General features: G+C 40.5%; 13 protein-coding genes. 2 read left to right on the top strand and 11 right to left on the bottom strand.

Annotation, left to right across the window (positions count from 1 at the left end; translation table 11 throughout):
• The 8 genes from ADH52_RS02775 to ADH52_RS02740 form a co-directional block, all read right to left on the bottom strand.
• A partial coding sequence (locus ADH52_RS02775; protein ID WP_049509970.1) for a YSIRK-type signal peptide-containing protein occupies positions 1 to 792 on the bottom strand: 792 nt, incomplete at its 3' end.
• Positions 793 to 973: 181 nt separating this feature from the next.
• A complete protein-coding gene (locus tag ADH52_RS02770; protein ID WP_049509968.1) occupies positions 974 to 2,011 on the bottom strand; it encodes an aldose epimerase family protein in 1,038 nt (345 codons plus the stop codon).
• A 116-nt stretch (positions 2,012 to 2,127) separates the two neighbouring features.
• The gene (locus tag ADH52_RS02765; protein ID WP_049509966.1) at positions 2,128 to 3,294 is read right to left on the bottom strand and encodes an SIS domain-containing protein; all 1,167 of its coding nucleotides are present in this window, start codon (positions 3,292 to 3,294) and stop codon (positions 2,128 to 2,130) included.
• Positions 3,295 to 3,393: 99 nt separating this feature from the next.
• Positions 3,394 to 3,798: a PTS sugar transporter subunit IIA gene (locus tag ADH52_RS02760; protein WP_080977888.1), complete on the bottom strand. Its 405-nt coding sequence runs from the start codon at positions 3,796 to 3,798 to the stop codon at positions 3,394 to 3,396.
• A 3-nt stretch (positions 3,799 to 3,801) separates the two neighbouring features.
• A complete protein-coding gene (locus tag ADH52_RS02755) occupies positions 3,802 to 4,623 on the bottom strand; it encodes a PTS system mannose/fructose/sorbose family transporter subunit IID (protein ID WP_049509964.1) in 822 nt (273 codons plus the stop codon).
• A complete protein-coding gene (locus tag ADH52_RS02750) occupies positions 4,610 to 5,515 on the bottom strand; it encodes a PTS mannose/fructose/sorbose/N-acetylgalactosamine transporter subunit IIC (RefSeq protein WP_049509962.1) in 906 nt (301 codons plus the stop codon). Before ADH52_RS02750 ends, ADH52_RS02755 begins: the two co-directional genes overlap by 14 nt.
• Before the next feature lie 26 nt (positions 5,516 to 5,541).
• Entirely contained in the window at positions 5,542 to 6,018 is a 477-nt protein-coding gene (locus tag ADH52_RS02745; protein WP_000156970.1) for a PTS sugar transporter subunit IIB, read from the bottom strand.
• The gene (locus ADH52_RS02740) at positions 6,015 to 7,802 is read right to left on the bottom strand and encodes a glycoside hydrolase family 35 protein (RefSeq protein ID WP_049509961.1); all 1,788 of its coding nucleotides are present in this window, start codon (positions 7,800 to 7,802) and stop codon (positions 6,015 to 6,017) included. The genes ADH52_RS02745 and ADH52_RS02740 overlap by 4 nt, the downstream gene beginning before the upstream one ends.
• A gap of 318 nt (positions 7,803 to 8,120) precedes the next feature.
• On the opposite strand from ADH52_RS02740, the gene ADH52_RS02735 reads away from it, so the two are divergent.
• Together ADH52_RS02735 and strH are read left to right on the top strand one after the other, a co-directional pair.
• On the top strand, positions 8,121 to 8,837 hold the full coding sequence (locus ADH52_RS02735) for a GntR family transcriptional regulator (protein WP_049509958.1): 717 nt from the start codon (positions 8,121 to 8,123) through the stop codon (positions 8,835 to 8,837).
• A gap of 317 nt (positions 8,838 to 9,154) precedes the next feature.
• Positions 9,155 to 13,354, top strand: coding sequence for an LPXTG-anchored beta-N-acetylhexosaminidase StrH (strH, locus tag ADH52_RS02730; RefSeq protein WP_049509957.1), 4,200 nt, complete (start codon positions 9,155 to 9,157; stop codon positions 13,352 to 13,354).
• 54 nt (positions 13,355 to 13,408) lie between these two features.
• Here strH and purB read toward each other — a convergent pair whose 3' ends face one another.
• From purB to ADH52_RS11635, 3 genes are all read right to left on the bottom strand, one after another.
• A complete protein-coding gene (gene purB, locus ADH52_RS02725; protein ID WP_049509955.1) occupies positions 13,409 to 14,707 on the bottom strand; it encodes an adenylosuccinate lyase in 1,299 nt (432 codons plus the stop codon).
• 63 nt (positions 14,708 to 14,770) lie between these two features.
• Positions 14,771 to 15,826: a hypothetical protein gene (locus ADH52_RS02720; RefSeq protein WP_239668897.1), complete on the bottom strand. Its 1,056-nt coding sequence runs from the start codon at positions 15,824 to 15,826 to the stop codon at positions 14,771 to 14,773.
• Positions 15,799 to 16,089: a hypothetical protein gene (locus ADH52_RS11635; protein WP_239668898.1), complete on the bottom strand. Its 291-nt coding sequence runs from the start codon at positions 16,087 to 16,089 to the stop codon at positions 15,799 to 15,801. The genes ADH52_RS02720 and ADH52_RS11635 overlap by 28 nt, the downstream gene beginning before the upstream one ends.
• Positions 16,090 to 16,176 lie beyond the last annotated feature (87 nt).

The raw sequence follows: 16,176 nt of genomic DNA, 5'->3' as shown, positions 1-16,176 counted from the left end.
GGTGCTAACGGGTTCTGTATAAGTCGGTTGAACGGGTTGAACTAGGGCATCGCCCTCATGACCCGGCTCTTGGCTCCCCTTTGCTTGCACTACAGTTTCATTGTTTTTTTGTAGTTGAGGCTCTATAGGAGAAGGTGTTCCTCCTTGTTGTTCCTCTATCGTTAAGCTATCTACATTTTCTAAGTTAGACTTGCTGTCATGCGCCTTCTGTTTATCTGATTGCTTAACAACGTCTACTTTATTTTTCACATATCCAATGTATGTATAACCAGGAATATCAACCGGAGCTGGCAAAGCATCTCCTGCTTGAACAGATAGTTGAGTGTTGTAGGCAGCTAGTGTTTCGCTAGTCAAGGCAAGGACAGTTGGAGACAGCAACTGGCTTCCTAGACTGGTTACTAACAAGAATCGACTAATCTTGCTCTTGCCATCACGTCCCTTAAGAACCACTACGACCAGCAAACTAAGGCCTGCCACTAAGGCAGCAGTTCCTAGAGAAGAGCTAGCTCCTGTGTTGGGTAGTACTTGATTTGCTCGATAAACAAGATAGTAGGTAGCATCTGTTTCTTCCGCTACTTGTGGTAGGGATGTAACTAAGAGAGTCTTCTCTTCATCAGTCAAATCCGACTCTAAAACATAAGTATAATTAACGGCATGAGATTCTTGGGCAGATACAGTCTGTAGGCCAGTTCCCATCAAAAAGAAACACGCAACTGCTACAGATACAAGGCCAACTGCCAATTTTCTCAATGAGAAATTCTGTCTTTTTTCTCCACTAGTTTTGAAATTCATATTCCCCTCTTTTTACATTTTTAAATTAGTATATTAATTTATAGCAAAATATACAACTCTTCCCATTATACATCAACTTTTTAAAAGATTCTAGGGATAGATATGCAAATAAGGGAATAATAAAAGGCATTCCTAAAATTAGATACCTAACTTCTGGAACACCTATCATATTTCTAAATTTTTATTTCACAACAAGCTCATAACGTGTCTTGCTTGTAAAGGTTTGACCGGCTTTAAGAATAACTTTGTCTTTGAGGTCGCTATGAATGGCATCTGGTAAAGCCTGCGCTTCAAGGGCAATCCCATTGTGCTGTACCATTGGCTGACCTCCTATGATGACACTCTCATCCACAAAGTTTGCTGTGTAGACTACAAAGCATGGAGCCTCTGTCTTGAAAAGCAGGAAGCGACCTGAATTTTGGTCATAAAGGAAACCAGCATTGTCATGACCTGCAGGAAGAGCGAATGGATGATCCAAACCAGATACCAGTTGGATTTGCTCATCATCCTCTGCAAAGATGTCTTTCAACAAGGCACCATTGTAGATGTGTTTAACCACATCACGATTAGCATCTGGAGTTTTAGCCGGAACACCGTCGGGAGCGATTGGATAAATGCCCTCTGTGTTTAGTTGGAAGACATGGCGGTCAATTGTCTGTGTGAAATCACCAGACAAGTTGAAGTAGCTGTGATTGGTTGGATTAACCAGCGTATCCTGATCTGTCGTTACCTTGTAGCTGATTTCATAGGCACCAGTTTCTTCCAAGTGATAACTGATCCAAATCTTGAGATTTCCAGGAAATCCTCCTGTCCCATCTGTACGCTCTATGTAGAGGGTCAAACCATGGTCGCTCACTTCAACTAGTTCAAACAAGCTAGAATCCCAACCAGTTGAACCACTATGGTTACAGTTGCTAGCATTGTTGACTTCAAGGTCATAGTTCTTGCCATTAAGCTCAAAGGTCGCACCTGCAATACGTCCTGCCACAGGACCTACGCTCGCTCCATGCTTGGGGCTATTGCCTACATAGCTGTCAAAGTCATCAAATCCCAAGATAACATTGGCAAAATTTCCAGTCTTGTCAGGTGTGACATAGCGTAAGATGGTCGCACCATAAGTCATAACCTCAAGCTGGTAGCCACCGTCTGTCTCAAATCGATAGGCCAAGACATCCTTGCCCTCAACATTTCCAAATACACGCTCTGTGTATGCTTTCATTCTGTTCTCCTTTTACTATTTCTCTCAAGCAAACAAACCATAGAAAGCCTACTGACAATCTATGGTTTACTTGTATGATTTACAAACTCCTTTATCAAGAATCTATAAACGCAGTATTACTTTTGATATTCGTGGATGATAACACCTTGTACCACACGGTTTACTGTACCTGTAGGAGACGGTGTATCTGGTTTGTTTTCTACCTTGAGTGAAGTCAATAGGGCAAAGAGTTGGGCATAAACGATGTAAGGGAAGACACGGTAAATATCATTCAAGACACCGCCACAACCAAGGGCCACTTCTTTGACATTTGCAAGACCAAAGGCTTGATCACTCAAAAGCACAACACGGCGAGCAATCTGGTCACCAGCAACTTCACGAACCAAATCCAAGTCGTACTTGCGAGTGTAGTCTGTTGTTGTACCAAAGACCAAAACAACTGTATCTTCGTTGATAAGAGATTTTGGACCGTGACGGAAGCCAACTGGGCTTTCATACATAGTCGCAACTTGACCAGCAGTCAGTTCCAAAATCTTGAGCTGAGCTTCATGAGCAAGTCCAAAGAAAGGACCAGCGCCTAGATAGATAACACGGTTAAAGTCGAGGTCAACAAGCTCTTTGACATCTTCTACACTGTCTAAAACTTTACGTGCAAGACTAGATACAACTTCAAAACGTTCAGACTTAACAGCAAATTCTGTAGGATCAAAGACCAAGAGAGCTGTCAACATCATAGACGTAAAGCTAGAAGTCATGGCAAATCCAGCATCATTAGAGGCAGCTGGTTGCAAGAGCAAGAGATTGCGGTCATCTCCATGGGCTTGAAGAGCCAATTTACCATCTGCTGCACAAGTAATCGTCACTTGGTAAAGCTCATCTACCAAGGCCTTGGCCAAATCAACAGTCGCCACACTTTCAGGCGAGTTCCCACTACGAGCAAAGGATACAAGGACAGTTGCCACATCTTTTTTCAAATAAGTTTCTGGATTGGCAACGATATCTGTTGTCGCAATAGCATTGAAATTCCATTTGCGTTCGTCATAGACTTCCTTAAAGTAAGGTACCAAGGTATCTCCTACATAAGCAGAAGTCCCCGCACCTGTCAAGATAACCTTGATATAGTTATGTTTATCAGCAATTCCTTGTAGGAAAGCTGCAATTTCTTCACGTTTTTCTTGATAAGATTCAAAAGCTTCTGTCCATACACCTGGTTGTTGGTAGATTTCACGTGTAGTGATTTCTGCACCTAATTCGAGCAAGTCTTCTTTTTTATAATGTAGCATTGAGTTCCTCTTTTTCTATCAAATATGGGAATGGGAGTAAGCCCCATTCCCATGTATATTCTATATAAAATGCTCTAACGATTTTCACGTTGTCACATCTTATTCGTCTTCGTCATCATCGAAGCCCGCTAACAGGTCATTGACTTTCACAATGCTTTCTGCAGCACGGCTCTTGTAGTCCGCATCTGCGCCTGTAAGGCTCGCATTGATAAATTCAATCACCATTGGAAGATTCATCCCTGCGTAAAGGTCAATATCACGACCTTCCATGATCAAGCGACTCACCACGTTACATGGTGTACCACCAAGAAGATCCGCAAAGACTAGGAAATCATCCAATCCTTCAATAGCAGCTTCAAATTTTGCAGTAAAGTCTTCTGGTCCATCTTCTGGAAGAAGAGCCACTGCATGAATGTTGTCTTGTGGACCCATGATCATTTCAGTGCTACCTTTAAGTTCTTCACAAAAACGACCATGGCTCACCAAAATTAATGATTTAACCATAAATTATGCGCCCATTCCAAGCAAGAATTTACCGATGAATGAAAGACCTACTGCAAGAGCGATAATGATACCGATAGCTTTAGTAGAAGTCATACCTTTCTTACCAAGCAACCAGAAGATAAAGGCAGTAAAGATTGCTGGAAGCAAGCGTGGGAAGATTGAGTTCAAGATATCTTGGAAGTCAATCATTTTTTCACCGATTGGCAATTTGTAAGAAATTTCAAAGTTAATCATTGTTGCTACAAGAGCACCCATCATGAAGACACCAAGTACAGATGCAGCGTCAATCAAAGCTGTCAAAGTACTTTGCATGTTGTTGATAAGGTTAACCCCTTCTTTGTAAGCAAATTCCAACTGTTTCCAACGGAAGATGTCATAAGCAACTGCAACTGCGATCCAAAGGAAGATTCCCCATGGTTGGCCAGCGATAGCCATAGTTGCTGCGATAGATCCCATGATAGCAGGTACAAGTGAACCAAAGATAGTATCTCCAAGAGGAGCGAATGGTCCCATCAAACCTGTCTTGATACCGTTAACGGCATCTTTTGAACCTACACCATCTTTTTCTTCCATGGCAAGGTCAAAACCAGCGATAATAGTGTGGAAGAATGGTGAAGTATTGAAGAATTGAGTATGAACTTTCATCATTTCTTTCAATTCAGGAGTTCCATCCCCATACATTTTACGCAATTGAGGCAAGATCATGTAAAGGTAACCAGAAGCTTGCATACGTTCGTAGTTCCAACCTAATTGGAAAGTAAACAAGCTACGTTTGTTGATTTGATTAAAATCTTCTTTTGTAAGTTTGTAATTAGAATTCGTCATCTTCGATTTCCCCACTTTCTGATGGTGTAGAAGGTGCTGCCACAGCTACTTTTTGGCTATTTTTGAAGTGAAGCACTGCTAGGAAGATACCTACGATAGAGATACCAATCATAGACAATCCTTTGAAGTTGTTCACGAAACCAATTTTTTCAGCAACATCTTTAGGTAGAGTACCGATAATACCTGCAACAGCGCCACCAAGACCTGTTACATATGAGTAAAGAACAGTCAACATAGCTGTCAAACCAAATCCCATTGCAAGGTAGTGAAGGTTACGTTTAACTGGAAGGTAACGAAGCAAGATTGCAAATCCAAGACCTGGAAGCATACGTCCTGCGAGTGTCAAACCATCTGCAAGCCATTGGTATTCTTTAACTAGGTCTACTACGTGTTGTACAAAGGCACCACCAAAGGCAAGCGCGAAGAAGACTGGAAGGGCACGAGATAGAGCCCATGGAATCGCACCAAGCAAGTAGTTGCGTTCGATTCCTTTGTAGTCATAGCGTTCGATTGCAGCATCAATACGGTGTGCAAAGAAAGTAGTTGTCATACGTCCAAGAACGTCGAAGTAAGTCAAGAGAGCTGCTACTGGCACAGCGATTGTTGTAATCGCAAGGTCTGTATCAATACCTTGAGAGATTGAGAATGCTGTTGCAAGAACCGCACCAGAAGTTGCGTCGATACGAGAAGCACCACCGAAGGTACCAACCCCAAGAACGAACAATTGCAAGCTACCACCGATAAACAGACCAGTAGTCACATCTCCCATGATTAAACCAGTAATGAAACCAGCAAATACAGGGGAACCTGCAGATGAAACGATCGTCAACTCATCACAGATTTGATAAGCTGAGTACAAAGTGAGAAGTAAAATTTGCCACCATTGTATCATAACAATGACCTCCTAAAAATTTTTTCCTATTTTAATAAGCTCAAAAAGTCTGAAATTGGATCATTTGGAACCATTTGAGCAGTAAGTTTAACACCTTTTTCTGCCAATTTGTGGAAATCTTCCACATCCTTGTCCACTACGTTGATAGAACGTGTAATGGCACGAGTTTCTGGTGTTTGAGACATATTCCCAACATTGAGAGTTTCAAGTGGTACACCTGCTTCGACCAAACCAAGGAAGCGGTCTGGTTTACGAGCCACGATAAAGAGACGTTGGCTATCATATTTACCAGCAAGAATATTGGCTGCCGCTTTCTCAATTGGCAAAATACTCAATTTCACACCTGGTGGTGTCGCTAATTTCAAACCACTCTTTTCAACGTCGTTGTTGACAACTTCGTCATCCACAACCATAATACGTGAAACATTTAGTTTTCCAGCCCAAAGATTGGCTACTTGTCCGTGGATCAAACGTCCATCGATACGGCATCCTACAATTGTCATAAATTTTCCCCCTTTATATGTTTTAGTGTAGGTTTACGAGTTAAATAAATCTCTTCTTTATATTCACCTTCTGTTTCAAAGATAATGATGCGGTTGGCACCTTCCTTGAGGTAGCTATGAGGGATATAAAGCGAGAGGGTTGGGCCAACGTTCCAAAAACGTCCTAGGTTCTGCCCATTGACAAAGGCAACTCCCTTACCAAACTCAGACAAGTCTAGGTAAGTATCTTTTGGCGCTTCGACTGTAAAGTCATAAGCGTAAAAGGCTGGTTGTCCTTCTGTCCATCCTTTTGAAAAATCAATTTTCTCAGGATTGTCTAGTGGGAGTGGATAGTGTTTCCAGTTTAGTAAGAAGTGCAAATCCTTACAAACCCCTGTCCGAATTCCCTTACGTTGCGTATCCGCTAAGAACTTGTGTCCATAGTTGACACGCCCCATATTTTCTACCAAGATATCTAGCCTAGATAGCGCTTTCTTTTCACCTTGATAAAAAATATCTTCCCCAATCTCTGTCTGATATTGGGTTTCAACCCACTGACCATCGACATAAAGCTGAGCCCTATCTCGACCGTCAATGATACGAAGTCTTTCTTCTTCTGCATCCCAGTTTGTTTCTGTTCGATAAAGTAGATAGCCATAGCTTTGTCCCAACTCCTCCATCTTTTTAGGATAGAGGCTTTCTACTGGACTTGACAAGCTATCCAAGGTTTCAAACAAGGAAACTTTTTCAACTAGTGGAATAGCATCCAACTCCATACTCTCTTTGTAGAGTGGCTCCAACTGCGGATACTCTGGAAAATGTGTTGCCATCATCTTCTTGACTGCCAGATATTTGGCAGTTGGATTTCCTTCCTCATCTAGAAGGGCATCGTAATCATAAGATGTAACTTGTGGCAGGTCCAAAGTCCCTCGAGCTGAGCAACCATTCATGAAGCCAAAGTTTGTACCACCGTGGAACATGTAAAGATTGATAGAGCCTTGTTCCAAAACTTCTCGAACTGCATCTGCCAACTCTTTTGGATCCCGTGTGATAATCGGTTCTTTCCAACGATTGAACCAGCCGTCCCAGAACTCCATACACATGAGCGGCCATTTCTTGCCATGCTCATCAAAGAATTCCTGCATCTGTGAAAAGTTATAAGGTGCCTTAGAACCAAAGTTCCCTGTCACAAAGAGGTCATCTTCGATTAAGGTTCCAGCTTTCAGAGTAGCTCTCCATGGACCATCTGATGTAAAGAGAGGACAGGTTACGCAACGCTCTTCCATCAACTGTCGAATTGCTCTCAGATAAGCCTTATCTTCTCCATAAGAACCATACTCATTTTCAACCTGCATCATGATGATATTGCCACCCTTGTCCAACAAATGTGGCACCAATCGTGACAAGAGCTGGTCATAGTAGCGACCGACAGCTTCAATATAAGCAGGATCTGAGGAACGAAGTCTCATATTCTTTGTTAAGAGCCAGGCTGGTAAGCCACCGAATTCCCACTCCGCACAGATGAAGGGTGACGGACGAACGATAGCGTAGAGACCCAAATCTTGTGCTGTCTGAAGAAATCGCTCCAAATCCAGAGCTCCTTCAAAGTGAAACTCACCCTCACGAGGCTCGTGTAAATTCCAGGCCACATAAGTCTCTACTGTATTAAAACCAAGAGCCTTCAAGTTATAGAGCGAATGATACCAATCTTCTGGAGGAACCCTAAAATAATGAATGGCGCCAGATAAAATCTTAAATGATTTTCCATCGAGATAAAAATCATCCCGTATCTCAAATCGTGTCATATTCTTACCTTCTGACAATAAAGTTTACGCTTTCATTTGTTGATATAGTAAATATATCTCAATATCTTACATTTGTCAATAGGTTTTCACAATTTTTTTCATTTTTCACTAAATTTTACACAAAAAACTTATAAAAATCTTGTAATTTATAGTCATAACAACATTTTAGTACCATGTATAAAAATGTAGATTTTTCTATTTATTCCTATGTAAATTAACCTTATAGCCTATTATTCTAATTTTTTTATTCAAAAGGCTACTATTCTTTCCAGTTTTATGGTAAAATCTTTAACGGAGAAGGAAAATCGAGGTGAAAATATGGCAATTCCAAAGTATCAATATATTAAAGATGAATTAAAGAACAAAATCATTTCTGGTCAATTTGCCAGTGGAGATAAATTCTACACTGAAGCTGAATTGATTGCAATGTATGATGTTAGTTCTATCACAGTTGTTCGCGCTTTAAACGACCTTGCCAAGGATGGCTATATTGTCCGTCAACAAGGAAAGGGTACATTCGTTTCACGCGCACGCAAACACAAACTCGTAGAGTTTTCAGATGTAGAAGTTTTTGAAACTAAAGATGATAAAGTTACCGTCCTTTCTATTGAGCGTGGAAACAAACTAAGCTACTTAGAAAAACTCGGACTACGCGGAGATCAGTTCTACTACAAGATTGAACGCGTACGCGAAACAGGTGGTGTTGTCTACATCTACCATACATCTTACATCCCAGAACAATACATCAACGCAAATTATCCAAATCTTGAATATTATAGCTCTATCTATAACCGTTTCAAATTGGATTACCACATTCACATGAATGATGAACATTTTGAAGAAATCAATGAAATAGCATTTCCAACTCCAGAACATGCGGCTTCGATCCTCGGAGTCGATGAACAATTCCCAACCGTTTTACAAACCAAGACTACTAAACTAGAGTCTACTGGTCAAGTTCTCGCATTCAGCGAAACATACAAACGAGCGGATTACTACAAAATCAAATTCATTTCATGTGACCGTGATCACTAAGAAGAAAGCCTGAGCCTAAACGCTTGGGCTTTTTCTATACTTATTATACCACATCAAAAAGGTAGCGCTTACCTATTTTTGGAAGATTCTATAATTTGTGGAATATTTTATAGAAATAGAACCAAAAAGATTCTACTAGATATATATATGTATCTTTTCCGACCAATCTGAAATCTTAAGTTTAAATTTTATATTTTTTTATACTTATTATAGTTTTTTGTCATCTCCTCTTGACTCTCGTTAATATAAGAAATAAAATAAAGGTGTTGATTTATGTAAACGCTATCAATATAACAATGCAATCAGGAGGTTTTGCAATGAAACATGAAAAACAACAGCGTTTTTCTATTCGTAAATACGCTGTAGGAGCAGCTTCTGTTCTAATTGGATTCGCCTTCCAAGCACAGACTGTTACAGCCGATGGAGTTACTCCTACTACTACAGAAAACCAACCGACCATCCATACGGTTTCTGATTCCCCTCAATCATCCGAAAATCGGACTGAGGAAACACCTAAAGCAGAGCTTCAACCAGAAGCTCCAAAAACTGTAGAAACAGAAATTCCAGCTACTGATAAGGTAGCTAGTCGTCCAAAAACAGAAGAAAAACCACAAGAGGAAGTTAGTTCAACTCCTAGTGATAAAGCAGAAGTGGTAACGCCAACTTCTGCTGAAAAAGAAACTGCTAATAAAAAGGCAGAAGAAACTAGCCCTAAGAAAGAGGCTGATTCTAAAGAGTCAAATACAGACAAGACTGACAAGGATAAACCAGCTAAAAAAGATGAAGCGAAAGCAGAGGCTGACAAACCGGCAACAGAGGCAGGAAAGGAACGTGCTGCAACTGTAAATGAAAAACTAGCGAAAAAGAAAATTGTTTCTATTGATGCTGGACGTAAATATTTCTCACCAGAACAACTCAAGGAAATCATTGACAAAGCGAAACATTATGGCTACACTGATTTACACCTATTAGTCGGAAATGATGGACTCCGCTTCATGTTGGACGATATGAGCATCACAGCTAACGGCAAGACCTATGCGAGTGACGATGTCAAACGTGCCATTGAAAAAGGTACAAATGATTATTACAACGATCCAAACGGCAATCACTTAACAGAAAGTCAAATGACAGATCTGATTAACTATGCCAAAGATAAAGGCATCGGTCTCATTCCAACAGTAAATAGTCCTGGTCACATGGATGCAATCCTCAATGCCATGAAAGAATTGGGAATCCAAAACCCTAACTTTAACTATTTTGGGAAGGAATCAGCCCGTACTGTCGATCTTGACAACGAACAAGCAGTCGCTTTTACAAAAGCCCTTATCGATAAATATGCTGCTTATTTCGCGAAAAAGACTGAAATCTTCAACATCGGACTGGATGAATATGCCAATGATGCAACAAACGCTAAAGGTTGGAGCGTTCTTCAAGCTGATAAATACTATCCAAACGAAGGCTACCCTGTAAAAGGCTATGAAAAATTTATTGCCTACGCCAATGACCTAGCTCGTATTGTAAAATCGCACGGTCTAAAACCAATGGCTTTCAATGATGGTATCTACTACAATAGTGATACTAGCTTCGGAACGTTTGACAAAGATATCATCGTTTCAATGTGGACTGGTGGTTGGGGAGGTTACGACGTCGCTTCTTCTAAACTTCTAGTAGAAAAAGGTCACCAAATCCTAAACACTAACGATGCTTGGTACTATGTTCTTGGGCGAAATGCAGATGGCCAAGGTTGGTACAACCTTGATCAAGGCTTAAACGGTATCAAGAACACTCCAATCACTTCAGTACCAAAATCCGACGGAGCAACTATTCCATTCATCGGTGGTATGGTAGCTGCGTGGGCCGACACTCCATCTGCACGTTATTCACCGTCACGCCTCTTCAAACTCATGCGTCAATTCGCAAATTCTAACGCTGAATACTTCGCAGCTGATTATGAGTCTGCAAAAAAAGCACTTAACGAGGTACCAAAAGACCTTAACCGTTATACTGCAGAAAGCGTCGCAGCGGTTAACGAAGCGGCAAAAGTCATCCGTTCACTTGATAGCAACCTCAGCCGTGCCCAACAAGACACGATTGACCAAGCAATTGCAAAACTTCAAGAAGCAGTCAGCAATTTGACCTTCACACCAGAAGCTCAAAAAGAAGAAGATGCTAAACGTGAGGTTGAAAAACTTGCCAAAAACAAGGTGATTTCAATCGATGCTGGACGCAAATACTTTACTCTTGACCAACTCAAACGCATCGTAGATAAGGCCAGTGAGCTCGGATATTCTGATGTTCATCTCCTTCTAGGAAATGACGGACTTCGCTTCCTACTCGATGATATGACCATTACTGCCAATGGAAAAACCTATGCTAGTGATGACGTTAAAAAAGCTATTATCGAAGGAACTAAAGCTTACTACGACGATCCAAACGGCACTGCACTAACACAGGCAGAAGTGACAGAACTAATTGAATACGCTAAATCTAAGGGCATCGGTCTCATCCCAGCTATTAACAGTCCAGGTCACATGGATGCTATGCTGGTTGCCATGGAAAAATTGGGTATTAAAAATCCTCAAGCCCACTTTGACAAAGTCTCCAAAACAACTATGGACTTGAGAAACGAAGAAGCGATGAACTTTGTAAAAGCCCTCATCGGTAAATACATGGACTTCTTTGCAGGAAAAACAAAGATTTTCAACTTTGGTACTGACGAATACGCTAACGATGCGACTAGTGCCCAAGGCTGGTACTACCTCAAATGGTATCAACTCTATGGCAAGTTTGCCGAATATGCCAACACCCTTGCTGCTATGGCTAAGGAAAGAGGGCTTCAACCAATGGCCTTCAACGATGGCTTCTACTATGAGGACAAGGACGATGTTCAGTTTGACAAAGATGTCTTGATTTCTTACTGGTCTAAAGGCTGGTGGGGCTACAACCTCGCATCACCTCAATACCTAGCAAGCAAGGGTTATAAGTTCTTGAATACCAACGGTGACTGGTACTACATTCTCGGTCAAAAACCAGAAGATGGTGGTGGTTTCCTCAAAAAAGCTATTGAGAATACTGGAAAAACACCATTCAATCAACTAGCTTCTACCAAATATCCTGAAGTAGACCTTCCAACAGTCGGAAGTATGCTTGCTATCTGGGCAGATAGACCAAGCGCTGAGTACAAGGAGGAAGAAATCTTTGAACTTATGACTGCCTTTGCAGACCACAACAAAGACTACTTCCGTGCTAATTATAATGCTCTCCGCGAAGAATTAGCTAAAATTCCTACAAACTTAGACGGATATAGCACAGAAAGTCTTGAGGCCCTTGACGCAGCTAAAACAGCTCTAAATTACAACCTCAACCGTAATAAACAAGCTGAGCTTGACACACTTGTAGCCAACCTAAAAGCCGCTCGCTTAGGTCTTAAACCAGCTGCAACTCATTCAGGAAGCCTGGATGAAAATGAAGTGGCTGCCAATGTTGAAACCAGTCCAGAACTCATCACAAGAACTGAAGAAATTCCATTTGAAGTTATCAAGAAAGAAAATCCTAACCTCCCAGCTGGTCAGGAAAATATTATTACAGCAGGAGTCAAAGGTGAACGAACTCATTACATCTCTGTACTCACTGAAAATGGAAAAACAACAGAAACAGTCCTTGATAGCCAGGTAACCAAAGAAGTTGTAAACCAAGTGGTTGAAGTCGGCGCTCCTGTAACTCACAAGGGTGATGAAAGTGGTCTTGCACCAACTACTGAGGTAAAACCTAGACTGGATATTCAAGAGGAAGAAATTCCATTTACCACAGTGACTCGTGAAAATCCACTCTTACTCAAAGGAAAAACACAAGTCATTACTAAGGGCGTCAATGGACATCGCAGCAACTTCTACTCTGTGAGCACTGTTGATGGCAAGGAAGTGAAAACACTTGTAGATAGTCTTGTAACCAAAGAAGCAGTTACGCAAATTGTTGAGGTCGGAACTATGGTAACACATGTAGGTGATGAACGTGATCTTGCTCCAGTTGCAGAAACAAAACCTAGACTGGATATCCAAGAAGAAGAAATTCCATTTACCACAGTGACTCGTGAAAATCCACTCTTGCTCAAAGGAAAAACGCAAGTCCTTACTAAAGGTGTCAACGGGCGCCGTACAAACTTCTACTCTGTGAGCACTTCTGCCGATGGCAAGGAAGTGAAAACACTTGTAAATAGTGTCGTAGCGAAGGAAGCTGTTACTCAAATAGTCGAAGTCGGAACTATGGTAACACATGTAGGCGATGAAAACGGACAAGCCGCTATTGCTGAAGAAAAACCAAAACTAGAAATCCCAAGCCAACCAGCTCCAGCAACTGCTCCTGCTGAGGAAAGCAAAGTTCTTCCTCAAGGTCCAGCTCCTGTGGCAACAGAGAAAAAACTTCCTGAAACAGGAAGTCACGATTCTGCAGGACTAGCAGTCGCAGGACTCATGGCCTCACTAGCAGCCTATGGACTCACTAAAAGAAAAGAAGACTAAGTCTTTTCGATAAAAAATAAACAGCGAGATCAAAGCTCGCTGTTTATTTTTTAATTAATCACCCAGTCCAAGACGGTCAAAGATATCATCCACTCGTTTAGTGTAGTAAAGAGGATTAAAGATTTCGTCGATTTCTTCTTGCGTGAGGCGCGATGTTACTTCTGGATCTGCTTCGAGAAGCGGTTTAAAGTCTACTTGATTATCCCAAGAGTAGGCTGTTTTTGGTTGCACTAGGTCATAGGCTTGCTCACGAGTCATACCCTTTTCAATCAAGGTCAACATAGCACGTTGGCTAAAGATAAGACCAAACGTAGAGTTCATGTTGCGGATCATGTTTTCTGGGAAAACAGTCAAGTTCTTGACGATGTTTCCGAAACGGTTGAGCATGTAGTCAATCAAAATGGTTGTATCTGGTGTGATGATGCGCTCAGCTGATGAGTGGGAAATGTCGCGTTCGTGCCAGAGAGCGACATTTTCATAAGCTGTGATCATGTGACCACGGATAACACGCGCAAGACCCGTCATATTTTCAGAACCGATTGGGTTGCGTTTATGAGGCATTGCTGAAGATCCTTTTTGACCTTTGGCAAAGAATTCTTCTACTTCGCGTTGCTCAGATTTTTGTAGACCACGAATTTCCGTTGCCATACGCTCGATAGAAGTTGCGATACTAGCAAGAACTGCAAAGTACTCAGCGTGAAGATCACGAGGAAGCACCTGTGTAGAGATTTCTTGAGCACGGATACCCAATTTGTCGCAGACGTATTGCTCTACGAATGGTGGGATGTTGGCAAAGTTCCCAACCGCACCAGAGATTTTACCAGCTTCAACACCAGCAGCCGCATGCTCGAAACGCTCGATATTGCGCCTCATTTCGCTGTACCAAGTCGCCAATTTAAGACCAAAAGTTGTCGGCTCAGCATGCACCCCGTGGGTACGCCCCATCATGATGGTGAACTTGTGCTCCTTAGCCTTATCAGCGATAATGTTAGTGAAGTTTTCAAGGTCACGACGGATGATGTCGTTGGCTTGCTTGTAAAGGTAACCATAGGCCGTATCCACCACGTCGGTAGAAGTCAAACCATAGTGAACCCACTTGCGCTCTTCACCAAGAGTCTCAGAAACTGCACGCGTGAAAGCCACCACATCATGGCGAGTCTCCTGCTCAATTTCCAAAATACGGTCGATGTCAAAGTCCGCCTTTTCGCGAATCAAAGCCACATCTTCCTTAGGGATTTCTCCCAACTCAGCCCATGCCTCGTCAGCCAAGATTTCCACCTCAAGCCAAGCACGGTATTTATTTTCTTCACTCCAAATGTTCGCCATCTCAGGGCGAGAGTAACGGTTGATCATGTTTTTATTTTCCTTTCTTGGATACGAGAACTATAGACATTATAATAAACTGAATTAGTATGTTTAATCAACTATAGTATATTTTCCATTAATTTCTTTTACTTGTTTTTGCATTTGCCGTTCATTATCCCAACCATCTCCACTATAGTCATCTGTCATCAATTTGTTAAAACGTTTAATAAAATCATTTACTTCATTTTTTTTTCTTAAGTTAGGATCCTTTGATATTCTATAAGCTATATATACTATATAGTCCATATAATAGTGAAACTTTGAATAGTCAAATGTAGGAGTTGGGTGATGCTTTGGCCATGTATAATTCGTTGTATAGTAATACAAATGACTAATATTTTCTAGTGCTTTTTCAAAAAACAAATCATTAGTAGATAAAAATTTACTTTCTCTAAAATCAGAGTCTAACAATTCTGATTTATTTTGTTTCAAAAGATAAATTACTGTAGATAATAACTTATCATGATTTACTTTGTCATAAATTTTATCTATAAATTTCCAAAAATTGTTAGAAAACTCTTCGCAAAAATATCTGAAATGATCAATTTCCTTCAACATATCAAAATCAGTAAAAAGATCAATTATTTCATGTTGAAATCCATATGTACCTGTACAGATAAATAAATAAATTTCTTCTTTTGAGGATAAACCATTACTAATTTGCTTTTCTCTTTTCTTATCTTGAAAAATATCGGATAAGAAAACAGTAACAACATTGGGACAATCTGCATTCCAGTCAGAATGAACAAGATACTTTTCGATTACTCTTTTAACAATTATCGTTTTATTTTCAATCGAATAATTATTAAATTTAGTAAGTAAATCCTCAATACAGGGGGACTCGCTATCCAAATATTTTATCTTTTTATCCAGTTCATCTAACCAAGCTTCAACAGTCCCATTAATTTCAAAATAAGGAAGAGTATATTCAATCTCATTCCACAGTTCTATGACTGTTGATTCTGATATTTTCCTATCTTTTGCATGAGCAGCATTATTGCGAAGCACTCTCATATGAGCATATTTTTCTTTTATTTTGGATGGAAGTTTGAAGATATTATCCTCTTCCTTAGCTTTAATCAAATTATCATTGACAGTTTTTCCCACATATCTTCATCTTTTAGAGAATCTATACATTTTTGCCAATCAACAACCCTTTTATTTTCATCAGAACATTTAGACATAAAATTCGTTGGAATACCATTATAGTCAATCGCCAATTTCGCTATGTATTTATGGTTCGCAAGATAAGAAAAAATATATGCGGCTTTATAGGCTTCAACTTGATAACATTTTAAAGATTCCTGATATAGCTCATCATTATCAAGATTGTTATCTATTAACCATTTTTTAAACTCTCTTACTTCCATTTAAAAATTAATTCCTTTCTAGCGATAATTGTCTGGCTTATCTTACCGATTTTTCACCTGCGACAAGACTAGTCAACCTTGTGCAGA

This window comes from Streptococcus pseudopneumoniae, from assembly GCF_001072665.1.
Classification (GTDB): domain Bacteria; phylum Bacillota; class Bacilli; order Lactobacillales; family Streptococcaceae; genus Streptococcus; species Streptococcus pseudopneumoniae_S.
The sequence above is the reverse complement of the archived record's forward strand: the minus strand, read 5'-3'. Positions and strand labels throughout refer to the sequence as shown.